Origin of the sequence: Nocardioides sp. CER19 (assembly GCF_029846275.1) — a bacterium.
GTDB lineage: Bacteria > Actinomycetota > Actinomycetes > Propionibacteriales > Nocardioidaceae > Nocardioides.
Genome location: NZ_JARVWS010000002.1, coordinates 489677 through 508787, shown reverse-complemented (window position 1 = coordinate 508787; position 19111 = coordinate 489677). Strand labels below are relative to the sequence as shown.

Genomic DNA, 19111 nt, shown 5'->3' with positions numbered 1-19111 from the left:
ACGGGGTCTCCGGTTCGCCAGAATCCCCGCCATGGGAGGCCACATCCGCGTGTTCCTCGTCGATGATCACGAGATCGTCCGGCGGGGAGTCAAGAACCTGCTCGAGTCCGAAGGCGACATCGAGGTCGTCGGCGAGGCGGCCACCGCCGCCGAGGCGAAGGAGGCGATCCTCGCTCTCCGTCCGGACGTGTGCGTCCTGGACGCCCACCTGCCCGACGGCTCCGGCATCGACGTGTGCCGCGAGGTGCGTGCCGTCGACTCCAGCATCAAGGGCCTCATCCTGACGTCGTACGACGACGACAGCGCGATCTCCGCGGCGATCCTGGCCGGCGCGGCCGGCTACGTGCTCAAGCAGATCGAGGGCAGCTCGCTGGTCAGCGGCGTCCGGCTCGTCGCGAGCGGCCACAGCCTCATCGATCCCGCGGTCGCCGCGCGGGTCGTGGAGCAGGTGCAGTTCCACCGCCGGTCGCTGGACCTGCTCACGGACCTGACGCCGCAGCAGAGCAAGATCCTCTTCCTCATCGCCGAGGGCCTCACCAACCGGCAGATCGCCGAGCGTCTGTTCCTCGCCGAGAAGACGGTCAAGAACCACGTCACCGGCCTGCTCGCCCGCCTCGGCGTGCAGCACCGCACCCAGGCGGCCGTGCTCGCGCTCAAGCTGCGCGGCGAGGGCGGGGGCCACGCCAGCGTCCCCGCGCCGCGCAGTGTCGCCCCGGTCGCCGAGCCGGCGTACTGACAGACGCCACTCGAACGCCGAAAGCCGGGTCCCTGCACGCAGGGGCCCGGCTTTCGTGCTGCTGGGATCAGGCGGTCGCGCCCGCGGGCTCGGCGGCCCGGACCTCGACGGCGCTGTCGGAGTCGAGGACGAGCAGGAGCTTGTCGGGCAGCGGACGCACGGCGCGCACGACCTGCTGGACCTCCCCCGGGATGTTCGACGGGATCTGCTCGACCGCCAGCCCGGCGGCGTCCACGACGTCGCCGATGTCGTCGACCAGGAGACTGACGACCTCGCCGCGGCTGCGGACGATGACGTTCATCGGCAGCCGGTCGCCGCGCGGCGGCAGACCGAGCCGGAACCGCAGGTCGACGGCCGTCACGATCTGTCCGCGCAGGTTGATGAGTCCCTGGACGCCCTCGCTGGCGCGCGGGACCGGCGTCATCGGCTGGTGGCGCAGCACCTCCTGGACGTCGTCGACGTCGACCCCGAAGAAGAGGTCGTCGATCCAGAACGTGCAGTACTGCGCGACGTCGGTCAGCGACTTCATGCGGAGGCTCCTGCCCAGGCCACGACGGCCTCGATGTCGACCAGGTCGGTGACCCGGTCCTGGACGACGGCGGTGCCGGTCACACCCGGCCGGCTACCCACCTGCGAGGACGACACGGCGATCTCGACCACGTCGAGGACCCGGTCGATGACGATGCCGACCGCGCGGTTCGCCCTCTCGTGGACGACGACCGACATCTGGTCATGGCTGTCGGAGGTGTCGGGCAGGCCGATCGTCGGCGCGAGCCTGACCAGCGGCAGCAGGCCGCCCCGGTACTGCACCACCTCGGCGGCGCCGGAGCGCTCGACGCGGTCGCGGTCGAACTCCTCGAGCCGGGCGACAGCGGCGAGCGGCAGGGCGGCGCGACGGCCGCCGGCGACCTCGAGCACGAGCAGCTGGGTGCGGTCGTCGTCGGTGGCCCGCACCTCGGTCGCGTCGGTCTGGGTCGCGTCGATGCTCTGCTCGCGGGCCAGGCCCGCGACGTCGAGGATCAGAGAGACCCGGCCGTCGCCCATGATCGTGGCGCCGGCGTACATCGCGAGGCTCTTGAGCTGGCGGCCGATCGGCTTGACCACGATCTCCTGGGTGTCGTGCACCGCCGAGACGCACAGGCCGAACCGCACGTCGTCGGACTGCAGGACCACGACGCTGAGCGCCTCGCCGTCCACGCGCCGGCCGCCGAGCGCCTCCGAGAGGGAGACGAGCGGCAGCAGCCGGCCGCGCAGACGGAGCACCGGGGCGCCGTCGAGGAACTCGAGGTTCCGGTCGTCGGCCTCGAGCCTGACCAGCTCGACGAGGTTGGCCTGCGGGATCGCGTAGCGCTCGCCGTTCTCGCCGACGACGAGGGCCGGGATGATCGCGAGGGTGAGCGGGATGCGCACCCGGACGGTCGTGCCGCGCCCGGCCTCGCTCTGCAGGTCGACCGAGCCGCCGATGCGCTCGATGTTGGTCCGGACGACGTCCATCCCGACACCGCGCCCGGAGACGTTGGTGACCTCGCTGGCGGTGGAGAAGCCGGGACGGAAGATCAGGTTGACGATCTCCCGGGTGTCCATCCGGGCGATCTGCTCGCGGGAGACGACGCCGCGCTCGATCGCGACGCTGGCGATCTTGTCAGGGTTGATGCCCTTGCCGTCGTCGGTGATCTCGACGACGACCTGGCCCGACTCGTGGAACGCGCGCAGGTGCAGCCTCCCGGAGCGGGACTTGCCGGCGGCGAGCCGCTCGTCGGGCTTCTCGATCCCGTGGTCCATCGAGTTGCGGACCAGGTGGGTCAGCGGGCCCTTGAGCGCCTCGAGCAGGCTGCGGTCGAGCTCGGTCTCGTGACCCTCCATCACCAGCTCGACCTCGCGGCCGAGCTGGTGCGAGAGGTCGCGCACCATGCGCGGCATCTTCGACCAGACCTGCCCGATCGGCTGCATGCGGGTCTTCATGACCGACTCCTGCAGCTCGCTGGCGACGAGGTCGAGCCGCTGGCCGGCCCGGATCAGCTCGACGTCCTCGGAGACCAGCGTCCGCTGCAGCAGCTGGTTGCGGGTGAGCACCAGCTCGCCGACGAGCTGCACGAGGTTGTCGAGCAGGTCGACGTCGACGCGGACGGAGGCGTCGACGAGGGTGCGCCGCTCGGCGGGGTCCTCCTCGACCTCCGCCGGCGCGGCCGGCTCCTCGGCGGCCGGCACCGGTTGGGGCTCCGGCTCGGGGGCGACCTGCGCCTCCGGGGCGCGCGGCGCCGGCGGGACCGGGGGGACGTCGGCGACCTCGGTGCGCTCGAGCACGGCCACGCCGTTGGAGCCGGCGTGGCGGACCCCGTCCGGCTCGGCCACCGCCGCGGCGGGCACGAGCAGGACCTCCGGTACGTCGGCGGCCTGCTCCTCCCCGGCGAGGAGCGCCTCGATGAGCGCGGCCACGGGCGCGACGTCCACGGAGGCGTCCTCGTCCTTGCCGGTCCGCTCGATCACGTCGAGCAGCGCGCGGACGGTGTCGACCATCCGCAGCAGCGCCTCGGCGATCGGCGGTGTCATCGTCTTCTGCCCGTCGCGGAGCTGCGACAGCAGCGTCTCGCCGACGTGGGTCAGCTTCTCGAGGCGACCGAGCGCGAGGAAGCCGCTCGTCCCCTTGATCGTGTGGATCGTCCTGAAGATGCTCGACAGCAGCTCCCGGGAACCCGGGTGCTGCTCCAGCTCGACCAGGTCACGGTCCAGCTGGTCCAGGTTCTCGTGGCTCTCCACGAGGAACTCGGCGATGATCTCGGCGTCGTCGTCCATCATGCTCTACGGCCCTCCTCCGCCGACCTATCGGCGGAGGGACGGACCGTCTGAGCCGGTTGGCGGTGGTGGTCCGCCCAGGGGTCACCGCGACAGTCGGGCAGCGCGGGGACGGCCGGTCAGGACGGCTTGCGGAGCGCGCGGGCGAGCTCCGCGCTGAGCGACTCGACGGCGTCCTGGCTCGGCGAGGCGGACTCCTGGTTGCTGGCCGCCAGCTCGGCGAGCAGCTCGGCCCGGTGCACACTGACCGAGCGGGGCGCGTCGATGCCGACGCGGACGACGTCGCCGCGTACCTCGAGCACGGTGACCGTGACGTCGTCGCCGATGACGACGCTCTCACCAACGCGACGGCTCAGGACCAGCATGGGCCCACGCTACCGTGCCGCTCAGCCGAGAATCGGCGCGGCCACCGGCAGCGAGACGTCCTCCAGGACGATCTGCGCAGCGCGGCTGGTGCCGATGTTGACGACGATCGGCGCCCGCAGGTTCACGGTCGTCGACGCCAGGTCGGGGCCGGCGTGCACCACGAGCAGCACCAGCGCCTGCTCGGCGGCCGACAGCTCCAGCTCCGCGGCGATCTCGTCGTCGATCTCCGGCGCGTACGTCGGGTGGAAGCTCCCCGGCGGCACCACGAGGAACTGCAGGTCGGCGTGGTCGAGCGACCGGAGCGCGCTGAGCACCCCGGTCTCGTCGAGCGGCTGCAGGGCGAACCGGTGGCTGTCGGGGAAGCCCGGCATCGGGTGGATGAGCTCGATGACGGGGAGCTCGTGCTGAACGCTGGCCGGGGCCGCCGCCGACTTGGTCATGGTCGCGATCATCGCAGGAAGTCCAAGAGGCTCGGCTGGATCGTCTTGCCGGTGGCCGCGAGCGCCGCCTGGTAGGCGACCTCCTGCGTCTTCAGGTCGATCGCCACCTCCGCCAGGTCGACGTCCTCGACGTCGGACAGCGAGGACTTGAGCTGGAGCTGGGACTGCGACGCGAGGTCGCTGGCCTTGTCGATGCGGTTGAAGCGGGCGCCCGCGGTGGCCTGGGCGGCGCTGAGGTTGGTCAGGTCGGCGCCCAGGGTGGCGATCGCCGACTGGACCCCGGCGGCGCCGTTCGGGTCGCGGAGCGCGGTCGACAGGGCCGCCAGGTGGCTGAACAGGTTGTCGGCGTCGGGACCGAACGTCGCGACCCCGTCGGCGTTGACCTGCACGGTCGTGTCGGTGCCGACGCGGCGCTGGACCTGTCCGGCATCGCCCTGGTAGGTGCCGTCGGTGCCGAAGGCCGTCGCCTTGTCCGTCGTACCGCCGAAGACCGGTCGGCCGAGGTACTGCGTGTTGGCCTGCTGCAGGACGCTGGCACGGATCTGGTCGACCTCGGTCGCCAGCGCGTCCAGCGCCGTCTGGGACATCGAGGCGGTGTTGGCGCCCTGCTGGGCGAGCACCTGGGCCCGCTGGACCTGGGACGTGATGCCGCTCAGCGCGGTGTCGACCGTGCTCAGCCAGGCCTTGCCGTCGTCCGCGTTCCGGAGGAACTGCGTCTGGTCGGCGAGCGAGCTGCGCACTCGCAGGGCGGTGGCCGTGTCGGCGGGCGAGTCGGACGGCCGGTTCAGCTTGCGGCCCGTCTCCATCTGCTCCTGCACCTTGGCGAGCCTGGTCAGGCCACCCTGCACCGCGTTCTGCGACCGCTGCGACATCATTCGCTGGGTCACGCGTGTGATCGCCATCAGCCCACTCCTGTCCCGTTGATGAGGGTGTCGAGGATCGAGTCCATGATCGACAGCACCTTGCTGGCTGCCTCGTAGGCGTGCTGGGCGGCCACCATGTTGATCGTCTCCTCGTCGAGGTTGACGCCGGCCATCTGCTCGCGCTCGTCGTCGACCTGCTGCGTCAGCGCCTGCTGGTTGCTGGTCTGCCGGTTGACGCTCGCCACGGTCGTGCCGAAGCCGGTGACGAGCGCCGAGTACGCCGACTCCACGGTCGTGCCGTCGGCGTTCTTGGCCGTCTTGGTGATCCGGCTCAGCGCGTCGGCGTTGCTGCCGTCGAGGGTGCCCGTGCCCGGGCCCGCCGCGGCGAGCTGCTGGGCGGTGACCGCGACGGTCAGCGAGGCGGCCGGGTTGCCGGAGTCGCCGATGGTGAACAGCGGCTGGCCGGTGCTGCCGTCGAGCCCGGTGCCCTTCGCGTGCTGGGTGTTGATCGCGTCGGCGAAGTCGGACGCGATCTTGTCCAGCGACGCCTTGTAGGTCGGCAGCGTCTTGTTGAGCACGTCGACGACGGCCCCCAGCTCGCCGCTGAACCCGCTCACCGGGTCGCTGCCGATCGTCACCGCGACCGACGGGCTCGTGCCGGCGACCGCCATCGTGCTGGCGGTGCCGCCCGTGACCAGGGCGACGCCCTTGACGGTGACGTTGTACTGGCCGTCGTCCTGGACCTTGACCTCGGCACCGGTGAGCTTGGACAGGTTGAGCGCCAGCAGGTCCCGCTGGTCGTAGAGGGTGCCGACGTCGGTGTTGTTGAGCTCCGCGACCCTGATCGTCTTGTTGAGGCGGGCCAGCTCGGTCGCCGCGTCGTTGACCTGCTGCACGACGGTGCTGGCGTGCTGCTCCTGGTCGGCCGTCTCGGCGGTGATGTTGTCGGACTGCGCCTTGAAGGCGGTCGCAACGGCGGCGGCCTTCGCCAGCACCGTCTCGCGGGCAGCGGTGCCGCCCGGGTCGGAGACGAGGTCCTGGAAGGCGCTGTTGAGCTCCTTGAGCGCGGCCGTCACGCCGTTGTCGCCGGGCTCGTTGATCCCGGTCTCGACGCGGTTGAGCACCGTCTGCTGCGCCGTGAGGTAGGACAGCGTGCCGTTCTCGCGGCGCGAGCGCGTGTCGAGCAGCGGGTCGACCAGGCGGCTGACCTGCTGGGTGCGGACGCCGTCGCCGTGTCCGTCGTACCTCGACCACATCGCCGGCTGGTCGGGCGCTGCCACCGCGCCGGCCTCGGCACGGCGCCGGACGTACCCGTCCGTGTTGATGTTGGCGATGTTGTTGTTGGCGACGTCGAGCGCCACCTGCTGGTAGCGCAGCGCGCTGAGGGCGGTGTTGAGCCCCCCGAACGTGCCGGTCATCTCAGAGGCTCCGATCCACGAGGCGGCGGGCGGGGGCGGCGGTCACGGCGGCGCCGTCCGGGGTGTAGCCCTCGGCGGTGCCGCGGATCGCGAGGAGCGTCTCGTGGGCCGAGCGGAAGCCGGCGGTGATGAGGCCCTTGTTGGTGTCGGAGAGCTCGGCGATCTCGCGGGTCATCGCGAGGAAGGCGTCGCGGTGGTCGAGCAGGATGGTGCGCCACGGCTCGGTCGCGGCGTCGGCCAGCGCTGACAGGCTCGGGTTGGGCTCGAGGCCGACGGTCTGCGCGACCTCGTCGGCCGCCATCGCACGGAGGACCTCGGTCTCGCGCAGCGTGACCAGGACGTCCTCCACCTCTCGGTTGGCCTGGCTCAGCCAGCGGGAGTGGCCGCTGCCGAGCACCAGCCTCTCGAGCTCCAGCTTGTAGGCCAGCAGCTCGAGCAGCTCACGCTCACGCCAGAGGATGAGCGACAGCTTCTCCACGTCGTAACCTTTCGGTCGGCGGACCCACCCTGTTCGGGGTCTCGCGGGACTGATCGCCCACGACGTGCGAGAGCTGAGGGTTTGTTACCTCAGTGTTGCCATCGGGTGGATTTCTCCTCGACATAGTCCGCACGTAGTCCGTTCGGGGGATGCCACCCGTGCCGTGACTAGGACGACAGGCCCCCTTTACCTAGGCCGAACGACCGATACTGGCCGGTTTTACTCCAAATTGGGGAAAAGGATTGCCACAGTCCTCTCTGTGACCGATCACAACGGCGACCCCCGCGCCGAGGGTCTCGTCACCAGCAACATGCCGCTGGTGGGACATATCGTCCGCGAGACCATGGGCCGGGTGCCTTCCCACGTCAACCGTGACGACCTGACCTCTGCCGGCCTGACCGCACTGGTGCAGGCCGCTCAGGCCTACGACCCCGAGCGAGGCGTTCCCTTCGAGCGCTACGCCGCGACCCGTATCCGCGGAGCGATCCTCGACGAGCTGCGCAGCGTGGACTGGGCCTCGCGCTCGGTACGCCGCCGGGCCCGCGACCTCGAGGAGACCCGCACCCGGCTGTCGAACGCCCTCGGGCGCACCCCCACGGTCGCCGAGGTCGCCAGCGCGCTCGGGATGTCGGTCGACGAGGTGGTCGCCAACGACGACGACGTCAACCGCGCCCAGGTGCTCTCGCTACAGGGCACGACGTCGTCCTCCCTGGACGAGCTGCTGCCGACCCGCGCGCCCAGCCCTGAGGAGCTCATCGAGCACCAGGAGAAGCTCACCTACCTGGTCGAGGCGATCGCCGAGCTGCCGGAGCGGCTGCGCATCGTCGTGCAGGACTACTTCTTCGCCGAGCGCCCGATGGCCGACATCGCCGCCGAGCTGGGCGTCACCGACTCCCGCATCTCCCAGATGCGTGCGGAGGCGCTGGTCCTCCTGCGGGACGCGCTCAACCACGCGCTCGAGCCGAGCCTCGTGCAGCCGGTCGGCAAGCCCGGTGGCTGCGCCAGCCGGCGGCGGGAGGCCTACTTCGCCGCCGTCGCCGCCCGCCACGCCGACGCCGCTCGTCGCGGCATGCGGCCGACGTCGCTCGATGCCGCCGGCTGACGACGGCTGACGACCACGACGTGAAAGGCCCCGGGGTTCTCCCCCGGGGCCTTCCACGTCCGTGCGGCGTCGCCGTCAGGCCGTCGCCGGCTGGCGGCTCAGCGCCGTCGCGTAGGTCTCCGCCCAACGCGGCGCCCAGTCGCGGGTGACCAGGCTCCGCGCCACGTCGCGGGCCCGCTCCCCCATGGCCCGACGCAGCGGCTCGTCACGCGCGAGCGTCCTGATCGCGCGCTCCCAGTCGGCGCGGTTGCGGCACAGGAAGCCGGTCTCGCCGTCGACGACGAAGTCCAGGTAGGGCCCGGCGGCCGACGCCACGACCGGGATCCCGAGCGCCGCGGCCTCCAGCGCCTTGAGCGGCGACTTGCAGCGGTTGAACTCGTCGTCGCGCAGCGGCGCCAGGGCGACGTGGAAGTCAGAGATGCACTGGTAGTAGCCGGTCAGCCGCGACTCCCAGGGACGCACCTCGACGGGGTAGCCGATGAGCGAGCTGTAGTCGGCGCCGACGACGACCATGGTGGCGTCGACGGCGCGCAGCGCGCGGGCCACGGCGGGCGCGTTGTCCTCCCAGTCGGGCTGGTGGGTCGCCGTACCTGCCCAGCCCACGCGCAGAGGCTGGCCCGGTGCGCGGACGGGAGCCGCGACGTCGAGGAGGCTGTGATGGATCGTGTTCGGCAGCACGACGATCGAGGCGTCGGTGTGCTCGCCCAGGCGCTCGGCGAGGTGCGGGACCGACACAGTCACCAGGTCGGCCTCCGCCAGCGCCTCCCGGATCGCCGGCACCCACTCGCGCAGGTAGACCGAGCGGTCGATCGTGGCCCAGGCCGGGTTGTCGGCACGGAGCGACAGGAGGTCGTCGTCGTACTCGAGCACCTTCAGCGGAGCCTCGGCGGCCCGCCACCGCCTGACCGTCTGGTCGCTCATCGCGCGCTGCCCGACGAGTACGTCGGCCCCGCCGGTCTCGGACCACCCGGTGTCGAAGGCGACCTCGAGCAGGCCCTGGTCCGCGGCCGCGTTCAGCGGGAGGCCGAGGCGGTAGAGGAAGCAGAACTCGACGGCGTCGCGCCACGCGGTGACTCGCATGGTGGACCCATCGGCTCCGCCGCCGCGCACCTGAGCGTCAGCGACCGGCAGCCGGCTCCAGCTGGGCCTGCCGGTAGGCCTCGACCCAGCGCGGCGCCCAGGCCTGGGTGGTGAGGTCGCGGGCGACCTCGCGGGCCTTGCGCCCCATCTCCCGGCGCATCTCCTCGTCGTTGCCCAAGGCGCGGATCGCCTTCATCCAGTCGGTGTCGCTCCGGCAGAGGAAGCCGGTCTCGCCGTCGACGACGAAGTCGCGGTAGGGCCCCGCGTCGCTCGCGACGACCGGGATCCCGAACGCCGCCGCCTCGAGCGCCTTCAGCGGGCTCTTCGAGCGGTTGAAGGCGTCGTCGCCCAGCGGCGCCAGCGCGACGTGCCACGTGGTCATCGGCAGGTAGTACTCGTCCATCGAGTCCGCCCACGGGAGGTATTCGGCGTCGCGGTAGCCGATCAGGCTGCGGTAGTCGGCGCCCATCAGCACCAGGTGCGCCTGGGTCTTCGCCAGCCCGTAGCGGACGCCGTCCGCGCAGAGCCGCCAGTCCAGGGTGTGGCTGGCACTGCCCGCCCAGCCGACGCGGAGCTGCTCGCCCGGTGCGCGCACCGGCTGCGGCACCTCGAGGAGCACCTCGTCGATGGTGTTGGGCAGCACGACGACCGGGGCGTCGGTGTGCTGGGCGTAGATCTCCGCGAGGTACGGCACCGTGACGGTGACGAGGTCGGCCAGCTCGAGCGACCGCCGGATCCGCGGCAGCACCTCCTCGACGTACAGGTCGAAGCTGACGCCCCCGCCCTCGGCACTGAACATCGGGTTGTCAGGTCGTACGTCGAGGTGGTTGTCGTCGTTCTCGATGACGACGAGACGGGGGCGGTCCGGCATCGCCGCCAGCGCCTCCTCGAGGTCGTGCTGCACCAGGCCGTGCACGACGAGCACGTCGGCGTCGGCACCCGCGGGAACCGTCGGGTCGCCGCCGATCGACACGTTGGCCAGCTGCTGCCACGCGATCTCCGTCATCGGAGCGTTGACGCGGTAGTGGAAGCTGCCGTTGCCGAGCGTGAGCTTGCTCCAGACGAAGATGTTCACGCCCTCACCATCGACGCGCGAGGGCCGAACCTGACCGGTCCGGAATTTGTGGCCCGAATCCCTCAGGCCACCGCACCGAACGCCGAATGACCCACCGCAAGGGCCCACGGACGGGCTCTTCGAACCTAGGCACGTGATCCAGGAAGGAACCACCCATGAGCCTCCGCATCAACACCAACGTCGACGCGCTGACCGCGTACCGCAACCTCAGCACCACGCAGAACTCGATGTCGACCTCGATCGAGCGCCTGTCCTCCGGCCTGCGGATCAACAAGGCCGCCGACGACGCCGCCGGCCTCGCGATCTCGCAGGGCCTCACCGCTCAGATCAACGGCATCGGCCAGGCGCAGCGGAACGCCCAGGACGGCATCAACGTCGTTCAGACCGCCGACGGCGCGCTGACCGAGACCCACTCGATCCTTCAGCGCATGCGCACCCTCGCCGTCCAGTCGGCCAACGACTCGAACGACCAGAACTCGCGCGACGCCATCCAGTCCGAGGTCACGGCCCTCAGCTCCGAGCTCGACCGGATCGCCAACAAGACCACCTTCAACAACGTGAACCTGCTCAACGGCAGCTTCACCGGCAAGAAGATCCAGGTCGGCTACGCCAAGGACGACAACATCACGGTCGACATCCAGTCGGCCAGCGGCGGCAAGAGCTTCGACGCGAACGGCCTCGGCCTCAGCGGCATCTCGCTGGCGTCGCAGTCGGGCGCCAACGCGGCGATCGCGACCCTCGACACGGCCATCAAGACCGTCTCGACGGCTCGCGCCGACCTCGGTGCGCTGCAGAACCGCTTCCAGCACACCATCAACAACCTGGCCGTCACGCAGCAGAACCTGCAGGCGTCCAACTCCGCCATCCAGGACACCGACATGGCCGCGGAGATGAGCAACTACACCCGCTCGCAGATCCTCTCGCAGGCGGGCACGTCGATGCTCAAGCAGGCCAACTCCGCCGCGCAGAGCGTGCTCTCGCTGCTGCAGTGATCCTGACCCAGCAGTACCACGTCGTCAGGTCCGCCTGACGCACCCGTCGGTGCCGGTGGGGCCCACCCGGCCCCACCGGCACCGCTGTTTTTCCCGCAAGCCCCCCGCACGTTTCCTCGCACGATCCGACCGGCACCCCGCCAGACAGGGAGACCACGATGGCGTCGACGATCCAGTTCTCCGGCCTCAGCGGCTTCGACAGCTCGAGCATCATCAGCGCCCTGATGGACGTCGAGAAGGCTCCGCAGACCGCGCTCAAGACCCGGCTGGCGAACACCCAGACCCAGGTCAGCGCGCTGCAGCAGCTCAACACCTCGCTGTCGTCCCTGTCGGACTCGGCCAAGAGCTTCGCCACGGGCAGCACCTGGACCCAGCTCTCCGCCACGTCGAGCAACTCCGCGGTCACCGTCACCGCGTCGAACAGCGCGGCCCCTGCGTCGTTCAGCCTCAAGGTCGGCGCACAGGCGACCGCCGCGCAGGTCACGCTCTCCGCGTCCGCGCTCAGCGCCGACGGTGGCGACGTCACGATCACCACCGGGACCGGCGCCTCGGCGACCTTCGCAGCCGGCACGTCGCTCGAGACGATGGCGTCCAAGATCAACGCCGACTCGAAGACCAACGGCCTGCAGGCCCAGGTCGTCAAGGACGCCGTCGGCGGTTCGGTCCTGCTCCTGTCCACCACGTCGACCGGCAAGAACGTCAGCCTCACGGTCGCGACCACCGGGAACGCGAGCTTCGCGACGGCGACGGGCACCAACGCGAGCGTCCTCCTCAACGACAGCATCACCGTCGAGTCGTCCACCAACACGTTCACCGGCCTCATGGGCGGCATCGACGTGACGCTGGGTGCCGGCGCCACGAGCGGCACCACGACGGCGATCTCCGTGGCGGCCGACGGCGCCAGCCGCGCGACGGCGATGAAGGCCTTCATCGGCCAGCTCAACGACGTCCTGACGCAGCTCAGCAGCGCGACGTCGTACGGCACCATCACCGCCGGCCAGGCCTCGACGGGCGGCGGCGTGCTGCCCGGCGACTCGACCCTGCGCTCGGTGGCCGACCAGCTGATCAACACGGTCTTCCCCGCCGGCGCCGGCTCGCTCTCCGACTACGGCATCTCGATCGACCGCTACGGCCAGTTCACCTTCGACGCCGACACCTTCACCGCCGCCTACGCGAAGGACCCCGCCAAGGTGCAGGCCGCCCTCGTGGGCGTCCCCGCCAGTGGGGCCACGCCCGCGGTCGACGGGTTCGCCCAGCGGGTCAAGAAGGTCGCCGACCTGGCCAGCGACGCCTACGACGGCTCGATCAGCCAGTACATCAAGAACGAGAACGACGAGATCGCTCGCTACAACGACCAGATCGCCGCATGGACCGACCGACTGGCGGCCAAGCAGGCATCGCTCGAGCAGATCTACACCGCTCTCGAGACGCAGCTGAGCAGGCTGCAGACCCAGCAGTCCTGGCTCGCCAGCCAGATCGAGTCCCTCGACGGACTCACCAGCTCGAAGTAACGCGGGAGCGCCACCATGGGATCAGCCCGGGACATCCGGTCCGCCTACACGTCCAACGCCGTCGCGACCGCCGGTCCGGCGCAGCTCCTCGTGATGCTGCTCGACCGGCTCGTGCTCGACGCCGAGCGCGGCCAGACGGCCCTCGCCGCGAGCAACGCGGAGGAGGCCAACCGCCAGCTGCAGCACGCGCAGGCGATCGTCACCGAGCTGCAGTCGACGCTCGAGGTCGACGGGATGCCGGCCGGGCGCGAGCTGCTGGCGCTCTACGACTACCTCCAGCGGCAGCTGATCAAGGCCAACGTCGCCCGCGACCAGGTGGCGGCCGCCGAGGCGGTCAAGCTGTCCCGCGAGCTCCGCGACACCTGGCGCCAGGCCGCCCTTCTCGCCGCTGCGAGCGCCTGATGACCGCCGCCACCACCTGGGAGTCGGTCCTCGACGACCTCGAGCGCCAGGTGCAACGTGCCGAGCGGCTGATCGCGTCGCCCGAGGCCGACGACCTGACCCGCTGGGAGCCGCCTGCCCACCTCGGCCCGCTCCCCCGCCACCTGCTCGCCCGCGCCCAGAGCCTGGTCGAGCGCCAGCAGACGGTGATCGACCGCATCCCGCCGCTGCTCCACGCCACGCGGCAACAGCACCAGGTCGGCCGGCGCATCGGCGACGCGACGACGCGACCCAGCGCTCCCGTGTACGTCGACGTCACCGCCTGACCGCTCGGCGTCGTCCGATCGGCGGGCGACCCGGGACCCCTCGGTCCGGTATCGGGGGGTCCGATCGGGCACTGCCTCCGGACGCGCCCCCGAACTACGCTCGGGCCACCTCGTGTCGCGCTCGTGGGCGACGCCGATCACGACGCCGATCGCCACGCCGATGACAGGGAGAAGCACCCACATGCCAGAGCACGACACCCCGACCGCGCGGGAGTGGGAGGCGGCGCTCGAACGGCTCGAGGTCCGGCTCAACCGGGCCGAGCGGATGGGCACCACCCTCGACGCGCTCGACCTCGAGCTCGGTCTCCCGGCCTCGCTCCACGTGATCCCCCGCTACCTGCTCGCCCGCGCGCAGGCGCTCGTCGAGCGGCAGCAGCGGCTGGCCAGCCTGCGGCCCACCGGCGAGCAGCGGTCGGCCGACGGCTTCACCCTCCACGACCGCGTCGGCCACCTCTACGACGGCCCGCGCGAGCCTGTCGGGTTCGACTTCTTCGGCGCGCTGAAGGACGACGAAGCCGCCGGCTGAGCGGTTGGCTCAGCGGCCGGCGCGGATCCCGCCGCGCACGGCCGCCACCATGCGCGCCGGCAGCTCGGCCAGCGGCAGCGTCTCGTCCGCCAGGCCGGCGTGGGCCACGGCGCCCGGCATGCCCCAGACGACCGACGTGGCCTCGTCCTGCACCAGGACGCGGGCGCCCCGGGCGGCCAGGACGCGCACCCCCTCGAGTCCGTCCTGACCCATCCCCGTGAGGACCGTCGCCACCGCCCGGCCGCCGTACGCCTCGGCGGCGGTGCGGAAGAGGACGTCCACGGCGGGGCGGCAGAAGTTCTCCTGCGGGCCCTGGTCGAGGCGGACGCGGACGCCGCCCGCCGCGGTGGCCAGCCGCAGGTGGAAGTCGCCGGGCGCGAGCAGCACCTCGCCGGCACGCGGGACGTCGCCGTCGACCGCCTCGCGCACCTTGAGGGGTGAGATCCGGTCGAGCCGCTGCGCGAGCATCGTCGTGAACACCGGCGGCATGTGCTGGACCATCAGGACCGGCACGCCCAGGTCGGCGGGAAGCTGCGCGAGGACTGTCGCCAGGGCGTCGGGGCCTCCGGTCGAGCTGCCGACGAGGAGCACCTGCGGGACCCCTGCGGCGGGCTTCGCCACCAGCGGCGTACGCCGGACCGGTGCCGCGGACGGGACGAGCGTGCTCCGTCCGGCGAGCGCGCGGATGCGCGGCACGAGCTGGTCGCGGACGCTGGCCAGGCCCTCGGCCACGGACCCGGTGTTGGACGGCTTCGTGACGTAGTCGGACGCACCGCGCGAGAGTGCCTCCAGCGTCGCGGCGGCGCCGCGCTCGGTGAGCGTGGAGAACATGATGACCGGCAGTCGGCGGTGCTTCTCGCGGATGCGCTGGAGCGCGCCGAGCCCGTCCAGCCGGGGCATCTCGATGTCGAGGGTGACCACGTCGGGCTGCAGCTCGTCGACACGGTCGACCGCCTCGAGCCCGTCGCGGGCCGTGCCGACGATCTCGATGTCCGCGGCCTCCGAGAGGGCGGTGGAGATCAGGCGACGGATGAGGGCGGAGTCGTCGACCACCAGGACTCGGATCATGCGTCGCCCATCGGCCCCTGCACGCTGCTCCTGAGCCACCGAGACCGGGATGACACGGATGTGACCTGGAGGTGGACGTTTCGGCTCAGGACCCAGGACCACTTTCCGATGGACACGGCGTGACCATCTCGACGTCGAGCTTCCAGCTGATCGCCGCTCTCGTGCGGCGCGAGACGGCGATGGTCTACGACTCGGGCAAGGAGTACCTCGTCGAGGCCCGGCTGACGCCGCTCGCCACCGCCGCCGGCTGCCCTGACGTAGACGCCTACATCGCCCGGATCAGCACCGACCTGGCCGAGCGCCGCAAGGCCCTCGACGCCCTCACCATCAACGAGACCAGCTGGTTCCGCGACCAGACGCCCTACCAGGCGTTCACCGAGACGATGCTCCCGCGACTGATCGAGACCCGCGCGGCGACCCGGCGGCTGCGGATCTGGTCCGCCGCGTGCTCGAGCGGCCAGGAGGCCTACTCCATCGCGATGCTGCTCGACCAGCACCTGCCGCCGGGCTGGACCGCCGACATCCTCGCCACCGACGTGTCGACCGCGATGCTCGAGCGGGTTCGCGCGGGCCGTTACAGCCAGGTGGAGATGAACCGCGGCCTGCCCGCGACCACGCTGGTCAAGTACTTCACGCGTGCCGGCACCGAGTGGGAGGTCTCCCCCGAGCTCCGGCGGATGGTCAGGGTCCAGCACCTCAACCTCGCCGACGCCTACGCGTTCACCGCCATCGGCACCTACGACGTGGTGCTGCTGCGCAACGTCCTCATCTACTTCGACCAGGCCACCAAGTACGACATCCTGCGCCGGATGCGTCCCCACGTGGCACCCGACGGCTACCTGCTGCTCGGCTCGTCGGAGACCACCCTCGACATGCCGGCCGACGTGGCCGGGCTGTGGAGCCGCGAGCAGCTGGGCCGCGTGCAGGCGCACCGGCCGGTCGCCGCCGTACCCGTCGCCTCTCCCACTCCGATCGGAGCCTGACCGTGCGCGCCATGATCATCGACGACTCCCGGGCGATGCGGAGCATCCTGCGTCGCATCCTGGCCGGCCTGGACTTCGAGACCCTCGAGGCCGGCAACGGACGGGAGGCCCTCGACCTCTTCGAGGCGGGCCAGGTGCCCGACCTGTGCCTGGTCGACTGGAACATGCCGCTGATGGACGGCTACACGTTCATCACCGAGGTGCGGGCCAACCGCGACTGGCGCGACGTGACGCTGATGATGGTGACCACGGAGAGCGAGCAGGGCCAGATCGTGAAGGCGCTCGCGGCCGGTGCGCACGAGTACGTCATCAAGCCGTTCACCCCCGACGCCATCGTCGACAAGCTCGAGCTGCTGGGCCTCGTCAACCGGGAGGTCCTGGCATGACCGCCGCACCCGCGATCACCGACGTCCAGGCGATCGTCGAGCAGGTCTGGTCCAGCTTCCTCGGCGAGGCCGAGCCGCTGCTCCCCGCGCCGGTCGCCCCGGGCCGCGCGTTCCCTGCCGATGACGCGTGGTCGGCCGCCGTGTCGATCTCCGGCGGCTGGGACGCCGCCGTCACCGTCGAGCTGTCCACCCCGCTCGCCCTCTCGCTGACCACCACCATGCTCGGGCTCACCGCTGACGAGACGGCCGAGGGCCCCCTCGACGCAGACGTCGCGGACGCCGTCGGCGAGCTGGTCAACATGATCGGCGGCAACATCAAGAGCCTCATGCCGGGCCCGAGCGTGCTGTCGCTGCCCGCGGTCGCCGCCGGCCGCGCCGCCCACCCGTCGGGCGCCGCCGAGGTCGCCCGCTTCGACGGCGTCCGGGCCGGCCAGCCGGTCCGGGTCGCCGTGCACGTCATCCCCCAGCCCTGACCCCCACGACAGCACTCGGAGAGCCCCATGAAGATCCTCGTCGCCGACGACAGCAAGGTCATGCGACAGATCGTGATCCGCACCCTGCGCCAGGCCGGCTTCGGCGGCCACGACGTCGTCGAGGCCGAGAACGGTCGCGACTGTCTCGAGAAGGTCGCCACCGAGAGCCCGGACCTCGTCCTCTCGGACTGGAACATGCCCGAGATGAACGGCATCGACTGCCTCGCCGCGCTGCGCGCACAGGGCTCGCAGGTGACGTTCGGCTTCGTGACCTCGGAGGGCTCCGACGAGATGCGCGCCCGCGCGGCCGCCGCCGGGGCGCGCTTCCTCATCGCCAAGCCGTTCACCGCCGAGACCTTCACCGAGGCGCTCGCCGGGGTGCTCGTCTGATGCCCTCGCACCTCCCCGAGCCGAAGGAGCTGAAGGACCTGTTCGAGGGCGTGCTCGGCCGCGACATCACGCTCGCGCCGGCCGCGCCGTTCGCGCCCGGACCCCAGGTGCCTGCGAGCGTCGCGATGTACGTCGACGACTCGTTGCGCGTCACCGCGCTCATCGCGTGCGACCTGCGCTTCTCGGCGTACGCCGGCGCCGCTCTCGGTCTGGTCCCGCCCGGCGGGGCCGAGGCGGCGGTGGAGGCCGGCGGTCTGACCGAGACGCTGGCGGAGAACCTCTACGAGGTGCTCAACATCGCGGCGTCGCTGTTCAACGCCCCCGGCGCCGAGCACCTGCGCCTGCACGAGCTGCATCCCGCCGGCGCCCCGCTGGCCCCGATGGTCCGCGCCCAGGCGCTCACCCTCGGCCGCCGCGAGGACGTCTCCCTGGAGATCGGTGGCTACGGCAAGGGGCAGCTCTCCATCGTCATGGTCGCCTGACGGCGAAGAAACTTCTCAGGTCCGCTCCGGCGCGGCCGACAACCCAGGTGAGCACGGACTAGCTCGACAACTCAGCCGAAGGACCGGCACCCGACCAGCCCCACCCCCGAGGGGAAGGAACAGTCGTGTCTTTCGCCGTGTCCGACGGTGTCAGCCTTGCGCTGCACACCGCGCTCAATGGCCTGTCCCAACGCCAGCAGGTCATCGCCGACAACATCGCCAACGTCGACACCCCTGGCTTCCGCGCGCAGTCGATCGACTTCGAGGACTCGCTGCGCAGCGCGATCGAGAGCGGCTCCTTCGACTCCTCCAGCGCCCGTGCCGCGCACGTCGTCGCGACGGAGGTGCCGACCGACACCCCGGTGGGTGCCAACGGCAACAACGTCGACCTCCGCAAGGAGACCATCGCGGCGCTGCAGACCCAGTACAGCTACCAGATCCTCGGCCGGGCGATGACCGACCACCTGGGTCTGCTCAAGATCGCGGCGGGCTCCTGATGAGCGGCGCGTTCGAGATGCTGCGCATCGCCAACACCGGGCTCGGAGCGCACCAGACCTGGCTGGACGCCCTCGGCGGCAACATCGCCAACATCAACACGGTGCGGTCGATGAACGACAGCGCCTACCAGGCGAAGTTCGTGGTCTTCCAGCCCCGTCAGGACGGCGGCGTCGACGTCGCCGGCTTCGCGGAGAGCAGCGCCGAGGGGCGCGTCACCTCGATGCCGGACAACCCGCTCGCCGACGCGGACGGCTACGTCCGCGCGCCTGACGTCGACATGTCCAGCGAGATGAGCCAGCTGATCATGGCCCAGCGCGGCTACCAGTCCTCGGTGCAGGTCACCAAGACCGCGCAGGACACCTACAACGCCGCCCTGAGCATCGGGGAGGGCAAGTGAGCTCCATGGGGATCGAGGCGCTCGCCGGCGCCACCACGATGCCGCAGCTCCCGACCATGCCCACCGTCGGCGGCACCGACTCCACCCTGGGCACCGACCAGACCCACGCGGCCGGCGCGAGCACCGGCGGCGACTTCGGCAACCTGCTCATCAAGAGCCTCGACTCGGTCGAGGCGATGGGAGACAAGGCCTCCGACCTGTCCGTCCAGGCCGCGACCGGCGACCTCGACGCGATCCACGACTACACGATCGCCGCAACCGAGGCCCAGGTCGCGACCCAGCTGACCGTGGCCGTGCGCGACAAGGCCGTCGCCGCCTTCACGCAGATCATGCAGATGAGCGTCTGA

General features: G+C 71.1%; 25 protein-coding genes. 15 read left to right on the top strand and 10 right to left on the bottom strand.

What is annotated here, in order from left to right; translation table 11 throughout:
• The first annotated feature begins 31 nt into the window (after positions 1-31).
• Positions 32-736 carry a response regulator transcription factor gene (locus QDS12_RS10900; protein WP_279879014.1) on the top strand — a complete coding sequence of 235 codons (705 nt, stop codon included), beginning with the start codon at positions 32-34 and terminating at the stop codon, positions 734-736.
• 67 nt (positions 737-803) lie between these two features.
• Here the strand turns inward: QDS12_RS10900 and QDS12_RS10895 are convergent, their stop codons facing one another.
• The 7 genes from QDS12_RS10895 to QDS12_RS10865 form a co-directional block, all read right to left on the bottom strand.
• Positions 804-1265 (bottom strand): chemotaxis protein CheW, encoded by a 462-nt coding sequence (locus tag QDS12_RS10895; RefSeq protein ID WP_279879013.1) that lies wholly within the window; start codon positions 1263-1265, stop codon positions 804-806.
• Positions 1262-3532 (bottom strand): chemotaxis protein CheA, encoded by a 2271-nt coding sequence (locus tag QDS12_RS10890; protein WP_279879012.1) that lies wholly within the window; start codon positions 3530-3532, stop codon positions 1262-1264. Before QDS12_RS10890 ends, QDS12_RS10895 begins: the two co-directional genes overlap by 4 nt.
• Positions 3533-3648: 116 nt before the next feature.
• Positions 3649-3894 carry a carbon storage regulator CsrA gene (gene csrA, locus QDS12_RS10885; protein WP_279879011.1) on the bottom strand — a complete coding sequence of 82 codons (246 nt, stop codon included), beginning with the start codon at positions 3892-3894 and terminating at the stop codon, positions 3649-3651.
• Between the two features lie 21 nt (positions 3895-3915).
• A complete protein-coding gene (locus QDS12_RS10880; protein WP_279879010.1) occupies positions 3916-4335 on the bottom strand; it encodes a flagellar assembly protein FliW in 420 nt (139 codons plus the stop codon).
• Between the two features lie 8 nt (positions 4336-4343).
• Entirely contained in the window at positions 4344-5237 is an 894-nt protein-coding gene (flgL, locus tag QDS12_RS10875; protein ID WP_279879009.1) for a flagellar hook-associated protein FlgL, read from the bottom strand.
• Complete coding sequence (gene flgK / locus QDS12_RS10870) at positions 5237-6616, bottom strand: flagellar hook-associated protein FlgK (RefSeq protein ID WP_279879008.1); 1380 nt, start codon at positions 6614-6616, stop codon at positions 5237-5239. The genes flgL and flgK overlap by 1 nt, the downstream gene beginning before the upstream one ends.
• A 1-nt stretch (position 6617) precedes the next feature.
• Positions 6618-7094: a flagellar protein FlgN gene (locus tag QDS12_RS10865; protein ID WP_279879007.1), complete on the bottom strand. Its 477-nt coding sequence runs from the start codon at positions 7092-7094 to the stop codon at positions 6618-6620.
• Between the two features lie 259 nt (positions 7095-7353).
• On the opposite strand from QDS12_RS10865, the gene QDS12_RS10860 reads away from it, so the two are divergent.
• Positions 7354-8196 (top strand): FliA/WhiG family RNA polymerase sigma factor, encoded by an 843-nt coding sequence (locus tag QDS12_RS10860; RefSeq protein WP_279879006.1) that lies wholly within the window; start codon positions 7354-7356, stop codon positions 8194-8196.
• A gap of 75 nt (positions 8197-8271) precedes the next feature.
• Here QDS12_RS10860 and QDS12_RS10855 read toward each other — a convergent pair whose 3' ends face one another.
• Complete coding sequence (locus QDS12_RS10855) at positions 8272-9276, bottom strand: glycosyltransferase (protein WP_279879005.1); 1005 nt, start codon at positions 9274-9276, stop codon at positions 8272-8274.
• A 37-nt stretch (positions 9277-9313) separates the two neighbouring features.
• On the bottom strand, positions 9314-10351 hold the full coding sequence (locus tag QDS12_RS10850; RefSeq protein WP_279879004.1) for a glycosyltransferase: 1038 nt from the start codon (positions 10349-10351) through the stop codon (positions 9314-9316).
• 155 nt (positions 10352-10506) lie between these two features.
• On the opposite strand from QDS12_RS10850, the gene QDS12_RS10845 reads away from it, so the two are divergent.
• The 5 genes from QDS12_RS10845 (at position 10507) to QDS12_RS10825 (ending at position 14087) form a co-directional block, all read left to right on the top strand.
• Positions 10507-11343, top strand: a complete 837-nt coding sequence (locus tag QDS12_RS10845; RefSeq protein WP_279879003.1) for a flagellin — start codon at positions 10507-10509, stop codon at positions 11341-11343.
• A gap of 158 nt (positions 11344-11501) precedes the next feature.
• Positions 11502-12854 (top strand): flagellar filament capping protein FliD, encoded by a 1353-nt coding sequence (gene fliD / locus QDS12_RS10840; protein ID WP_279879002.1) that lies wholly within the window; start codon positions 11502-11504, stop codon positions 12852-12854.
• Positions 12855-12869: 15 nt separating this feature from the next.
• Positions 12870-13256, top strand: coding sequence for a flagellar export chaperone FliS (gene fliS / locus QDS12_RS10835; RefSeq protein ID WP_279879001.1), 387 nt, complete (start codon positions 12870-12872; stop codon positions 13254-13256).
• On the top strand, positions 13256-13561 hold the full coding sequence (locus QDS12_RS10830; protein WP_279879000.1) for a hypothetical protein: 306 nt from the start codon (positions 13256-13258) through the stop codon (positions 13559-13561). Before fliS ends, QDS12_RS10830 begins: the two co-directional genes overlap by 1 nt.
• A gap of 181 nt (positions 13562-13742) precedes the next feature.
• On the top strand, positions 13743-14087 hold the full coding sequence (locus tag QDS12_RS10825; RefSeq protein WP_279878999.1) for a hypothetical protein: 345 nt from the start codon (positions 13743-13745) through the stop codon (positions 14085-14087).
• A 9-nt stretch (positions 14088-14096) separates the two neighbouring features.
• Here the strand turns inward: QDS12_RS10825 and QDS12_RS10820 are convergent, their stop codons facing one another.
• A complete protein-coding gene (locus QDS12_RS10820; RefSeq protein WP_279878998.1) occupies positions 14097-15155 on the bottom strand; it encodes a chemotaxis response regulator protein-glutamate methylesterase in 1059 nt (352 codons plus the stop codon).
• Positions 15156-15274: 119 nt separating this feature from the next.
• Between QDS12_RS10820 and QDS12_RS10815 the strand changes: the two genes are divergently transcribed.
• The 8 genes from QDS12_RS10815 to QDS12_RS10780 all read left to right on the top strand — a co-directional run bounded on the left by QDS12_RS10815 (position 15275) and on the right by QDS12_RS10780 (position 19111).
• Positions 15275-16138, top strand: a complete 864-nt coding sequence (locus QDS12_RS10815; RefSeq protein ID WP_279878997.1) for a protein-glutamate O-methyltransferase CheR — start codon at positions 15275-15277, stop codon at positions 16136-16138.
• Positions 16139-16149: 11 nt separating this feature from the next.
• Positions 16150-16524 (top strand): response regulator, encoded by a 375-nt coding sequence (locus QDS12_RS10810; protein ID WP_279878996.1) that lies wholly within the window; start codon positions 16150-16152, stop codon positions 16522-16524.
• A complete protein-coding gene (locus tag QDS12_RS10805) occupies positions 16521-16997 on the top strand; it encodes a chemotaxis protein CheX (RefSeq protein ID WP_279878995.1) in 477 nt (158 codons plus the stop codon). The genes QDS12_RS10810 and QDS12_RS10805 overlap by 4 nt, the downstream gene beginning before the upstream one ends.
• 27 nt (positions 16998-17024) lie before the next feature.
• The gene (locus tag QDS12_RS10800) at positions 17025-17387 is read left to right on the top strand and encodes a response regulator (RefSeq protein WP_279878994.1); all 363 of its coding nucleotides are present in this window, start codon (positions 17025-17027) and stop codon (positions 17385-17387) included.
• Entirely contained in the window at positions 17387-17869 is a 483-nt protein-coding gene (locus QDS12_RS10795; protein ID WP_279878993.1) for a hypothetical protein, read from the top strand. The genes QDS12_RS10800 and QDS12_RS10795 overlap by 1 nt, the downstream gene beginning before the upstream one ends.
• Before the next feature lie 125 nt (positions 17870-17994).
• The gene (gene flgB, locus QDS12_RS10790) at positions 17995-18366 is read left to right on the top strand and encodes a flagellar basal body rod protein FlgB (protein WP_279878992.1); all 372 of its coding nucleotides are present in this window, start codon (positions 17995-17997) and stop codon (positions 18364-18366) included.
• Positions 18366-18764, top strand: coding sequence for a flagellar basal body rod C-terminal domain-containing protein (locus tag QDS12_RS10785; protein WP_279878991.1), 399 nt, complete (start codon positions 18366-18368; stop codon positions 18762-18764). The genes flgB and QDS12_RS10785 overlap by 1 nt, the downstream gene beginning before the upstream one ends.
• A gap of 5 nt (positions 18765-18769) precedes the next feature.
• The gene (locus QDS12_RS10780) at positions 18770-19111 is read left to right on the top strand and encodes a flagellar hook-basal body complex protein FliE (protein WP_279880414.1); all 342 of its coding nucleotides are present in this window, start codon (positions 18770-18772) and stop codon (positions 19109-19111) included.

What these genes read in the sequence shown, in the direction of transcription:
- QDS12_RS10900 (WP_279879014.1), top strand. Translation starts at nt 32, where the DNA reads ATGGGAGGCCACATCCGCGTGTTCCTCGTCGATGATCACGAGATCGTC.
- QDS12_RS10895 (WP_279879013.1), bottom strand. Translation starts at nt 1,265, where the DNA reads ATGAAGTCGCTGACCGACGTCGCGCAGTACTGCACGTTCTGGATCGAC.
- QDS12_RS10890 (WP_279879012.1), bottom strand. Translation starts at nt 3,532, where the DNA reads ATGATGGACGACGACGCCGAGATCATCGCCGAGTTCCTCGTGGAGAGC.
- csrA (WP_279879011.1), bottom strand. Translation starts at nt 3,894, where the DNA reads ATGCTGGTCCTGAGCCGTCGCGTTGGTGAGAGCGTCGTCATCGGCGAC.
- QDS12_RS10880 (WP_279879010.1), bottom strand. Translation starts at nt 4,335, where the DNA reads ATGACCAAGTCGGCGGCGGCCCCGGCCAGCGTTCAGCACGAGCTCCCC.
- flgL (WP_279879009.1), bottom strand. Translation starts at nt 5,237, where the DNA reads ATGGCGATCACACGCGTGACCCAGCGAATGATGTCGCAGCGGTCGCAG.
- flgK (WP_279879008.1), bottom strand. Translation starts at nt 6,616, where the DNA reads ATGACCGGCACGTTCGGGGGGCTCAACACCGCCCTCAGCGCGCTGCGC.
- QDS12_RS10855 (WP_279879005.1), bottom strand. Translation starts at nt 9,276, where the DNA reads ATGCGAGTCACCGCGTGGCGCGACGCCGTCGAGTTCTGCTTCCTCTAC.
- QDS12_RS10845 (WP_279879003.1), top strand. Translation starts at nt 10,507, where the DNA reads ATGAGCCTCCGCATCAACACCAACGTCGACGCGCTGACCGCGTACCGC.
- fliD (WP_279879002.1), top strand. Translation starts at nt 11,502, where the DNA reads ATGGCGTCGACGATCCAGTTCTCCGGCCTCAGCGGCTTCGACAGCTCG.
- fliS (WP_279879001.1), top strand. Translation starts at nt 12,870, where the DNA reads ATGGGATCAGCCCGGGACATCCGGTCCGCCTACACGTCCAACGCCGTC.
- QDS12_RS10830 (WP_279879000.1), top strand. Translation starts at nt 13,256, where the DNA reads ATGACCGCCGCCACCACCTGGGAGTCGGTCCTCGACGACCTCGAGCGC.
- QDS12_RS10825 (WP_279878999.1), top strand. Translation starts at nt 13,743, where the DNA reads ATGCCAGAGCACGACACCCCGACCGCGCGGGAGTGGGAGGCGGCGCTC.
- QDS12_RS10820 (WP_279878998.1), bottom strand. Translation starts at nt 15,155, where the DNA reads ATGATCCGAGTCCTGGTGGTCGACGACTCCGCCCTCATCCGTCGCCTG.
- QDS12_RS10810 (WP_279878996.1), top strand. Translation starts at nt 16,150, where the DNA reads ATGATCATCGACGACTCCCGGGCGATGCGGAGCATCCTGCGTCGCATC.
- QDS12_RS10805 (WP_279878995.1), top strand. Translation starts at nt 16,521, where the DNA reads ATGACCGCCGCACCCGCGATCACCGACGTCCAGGCGATCGTCGAGCAG.
- QDS12_RS10800 (WP_279878994.1), top strand. Translation starts at nt 17,025, where the DNA reads ATGAAGATCCTCGTCGCCGACGACAGCAAGGTCATGCGACAGATCGTG.
- QDS12_RS10795 (WP_279878993.1), top strand. Translation starts at nt 17,387, where the DNA reads ATGCCCTCGCACCTCCCCGAGCCGAAGGAGCTGAAGGACCTGTTCGAG.
- QDS12_RS10785 (WP_279878991.1), top strand. Translation starts at nt 18,366, where the DNA reads ATGAGCGGCGCGTTCGAGATGCTGCGCATCGCCAACACCGGGCTCGGA.
- QDS12_RS10780 (WP_279880414.1), top strand. Translation starts at nt 18,770, where the DNA reads ATGGGGATCGAGGCGCTCGCCGGCGCCACCACGATGCCGCAGCTCCCG.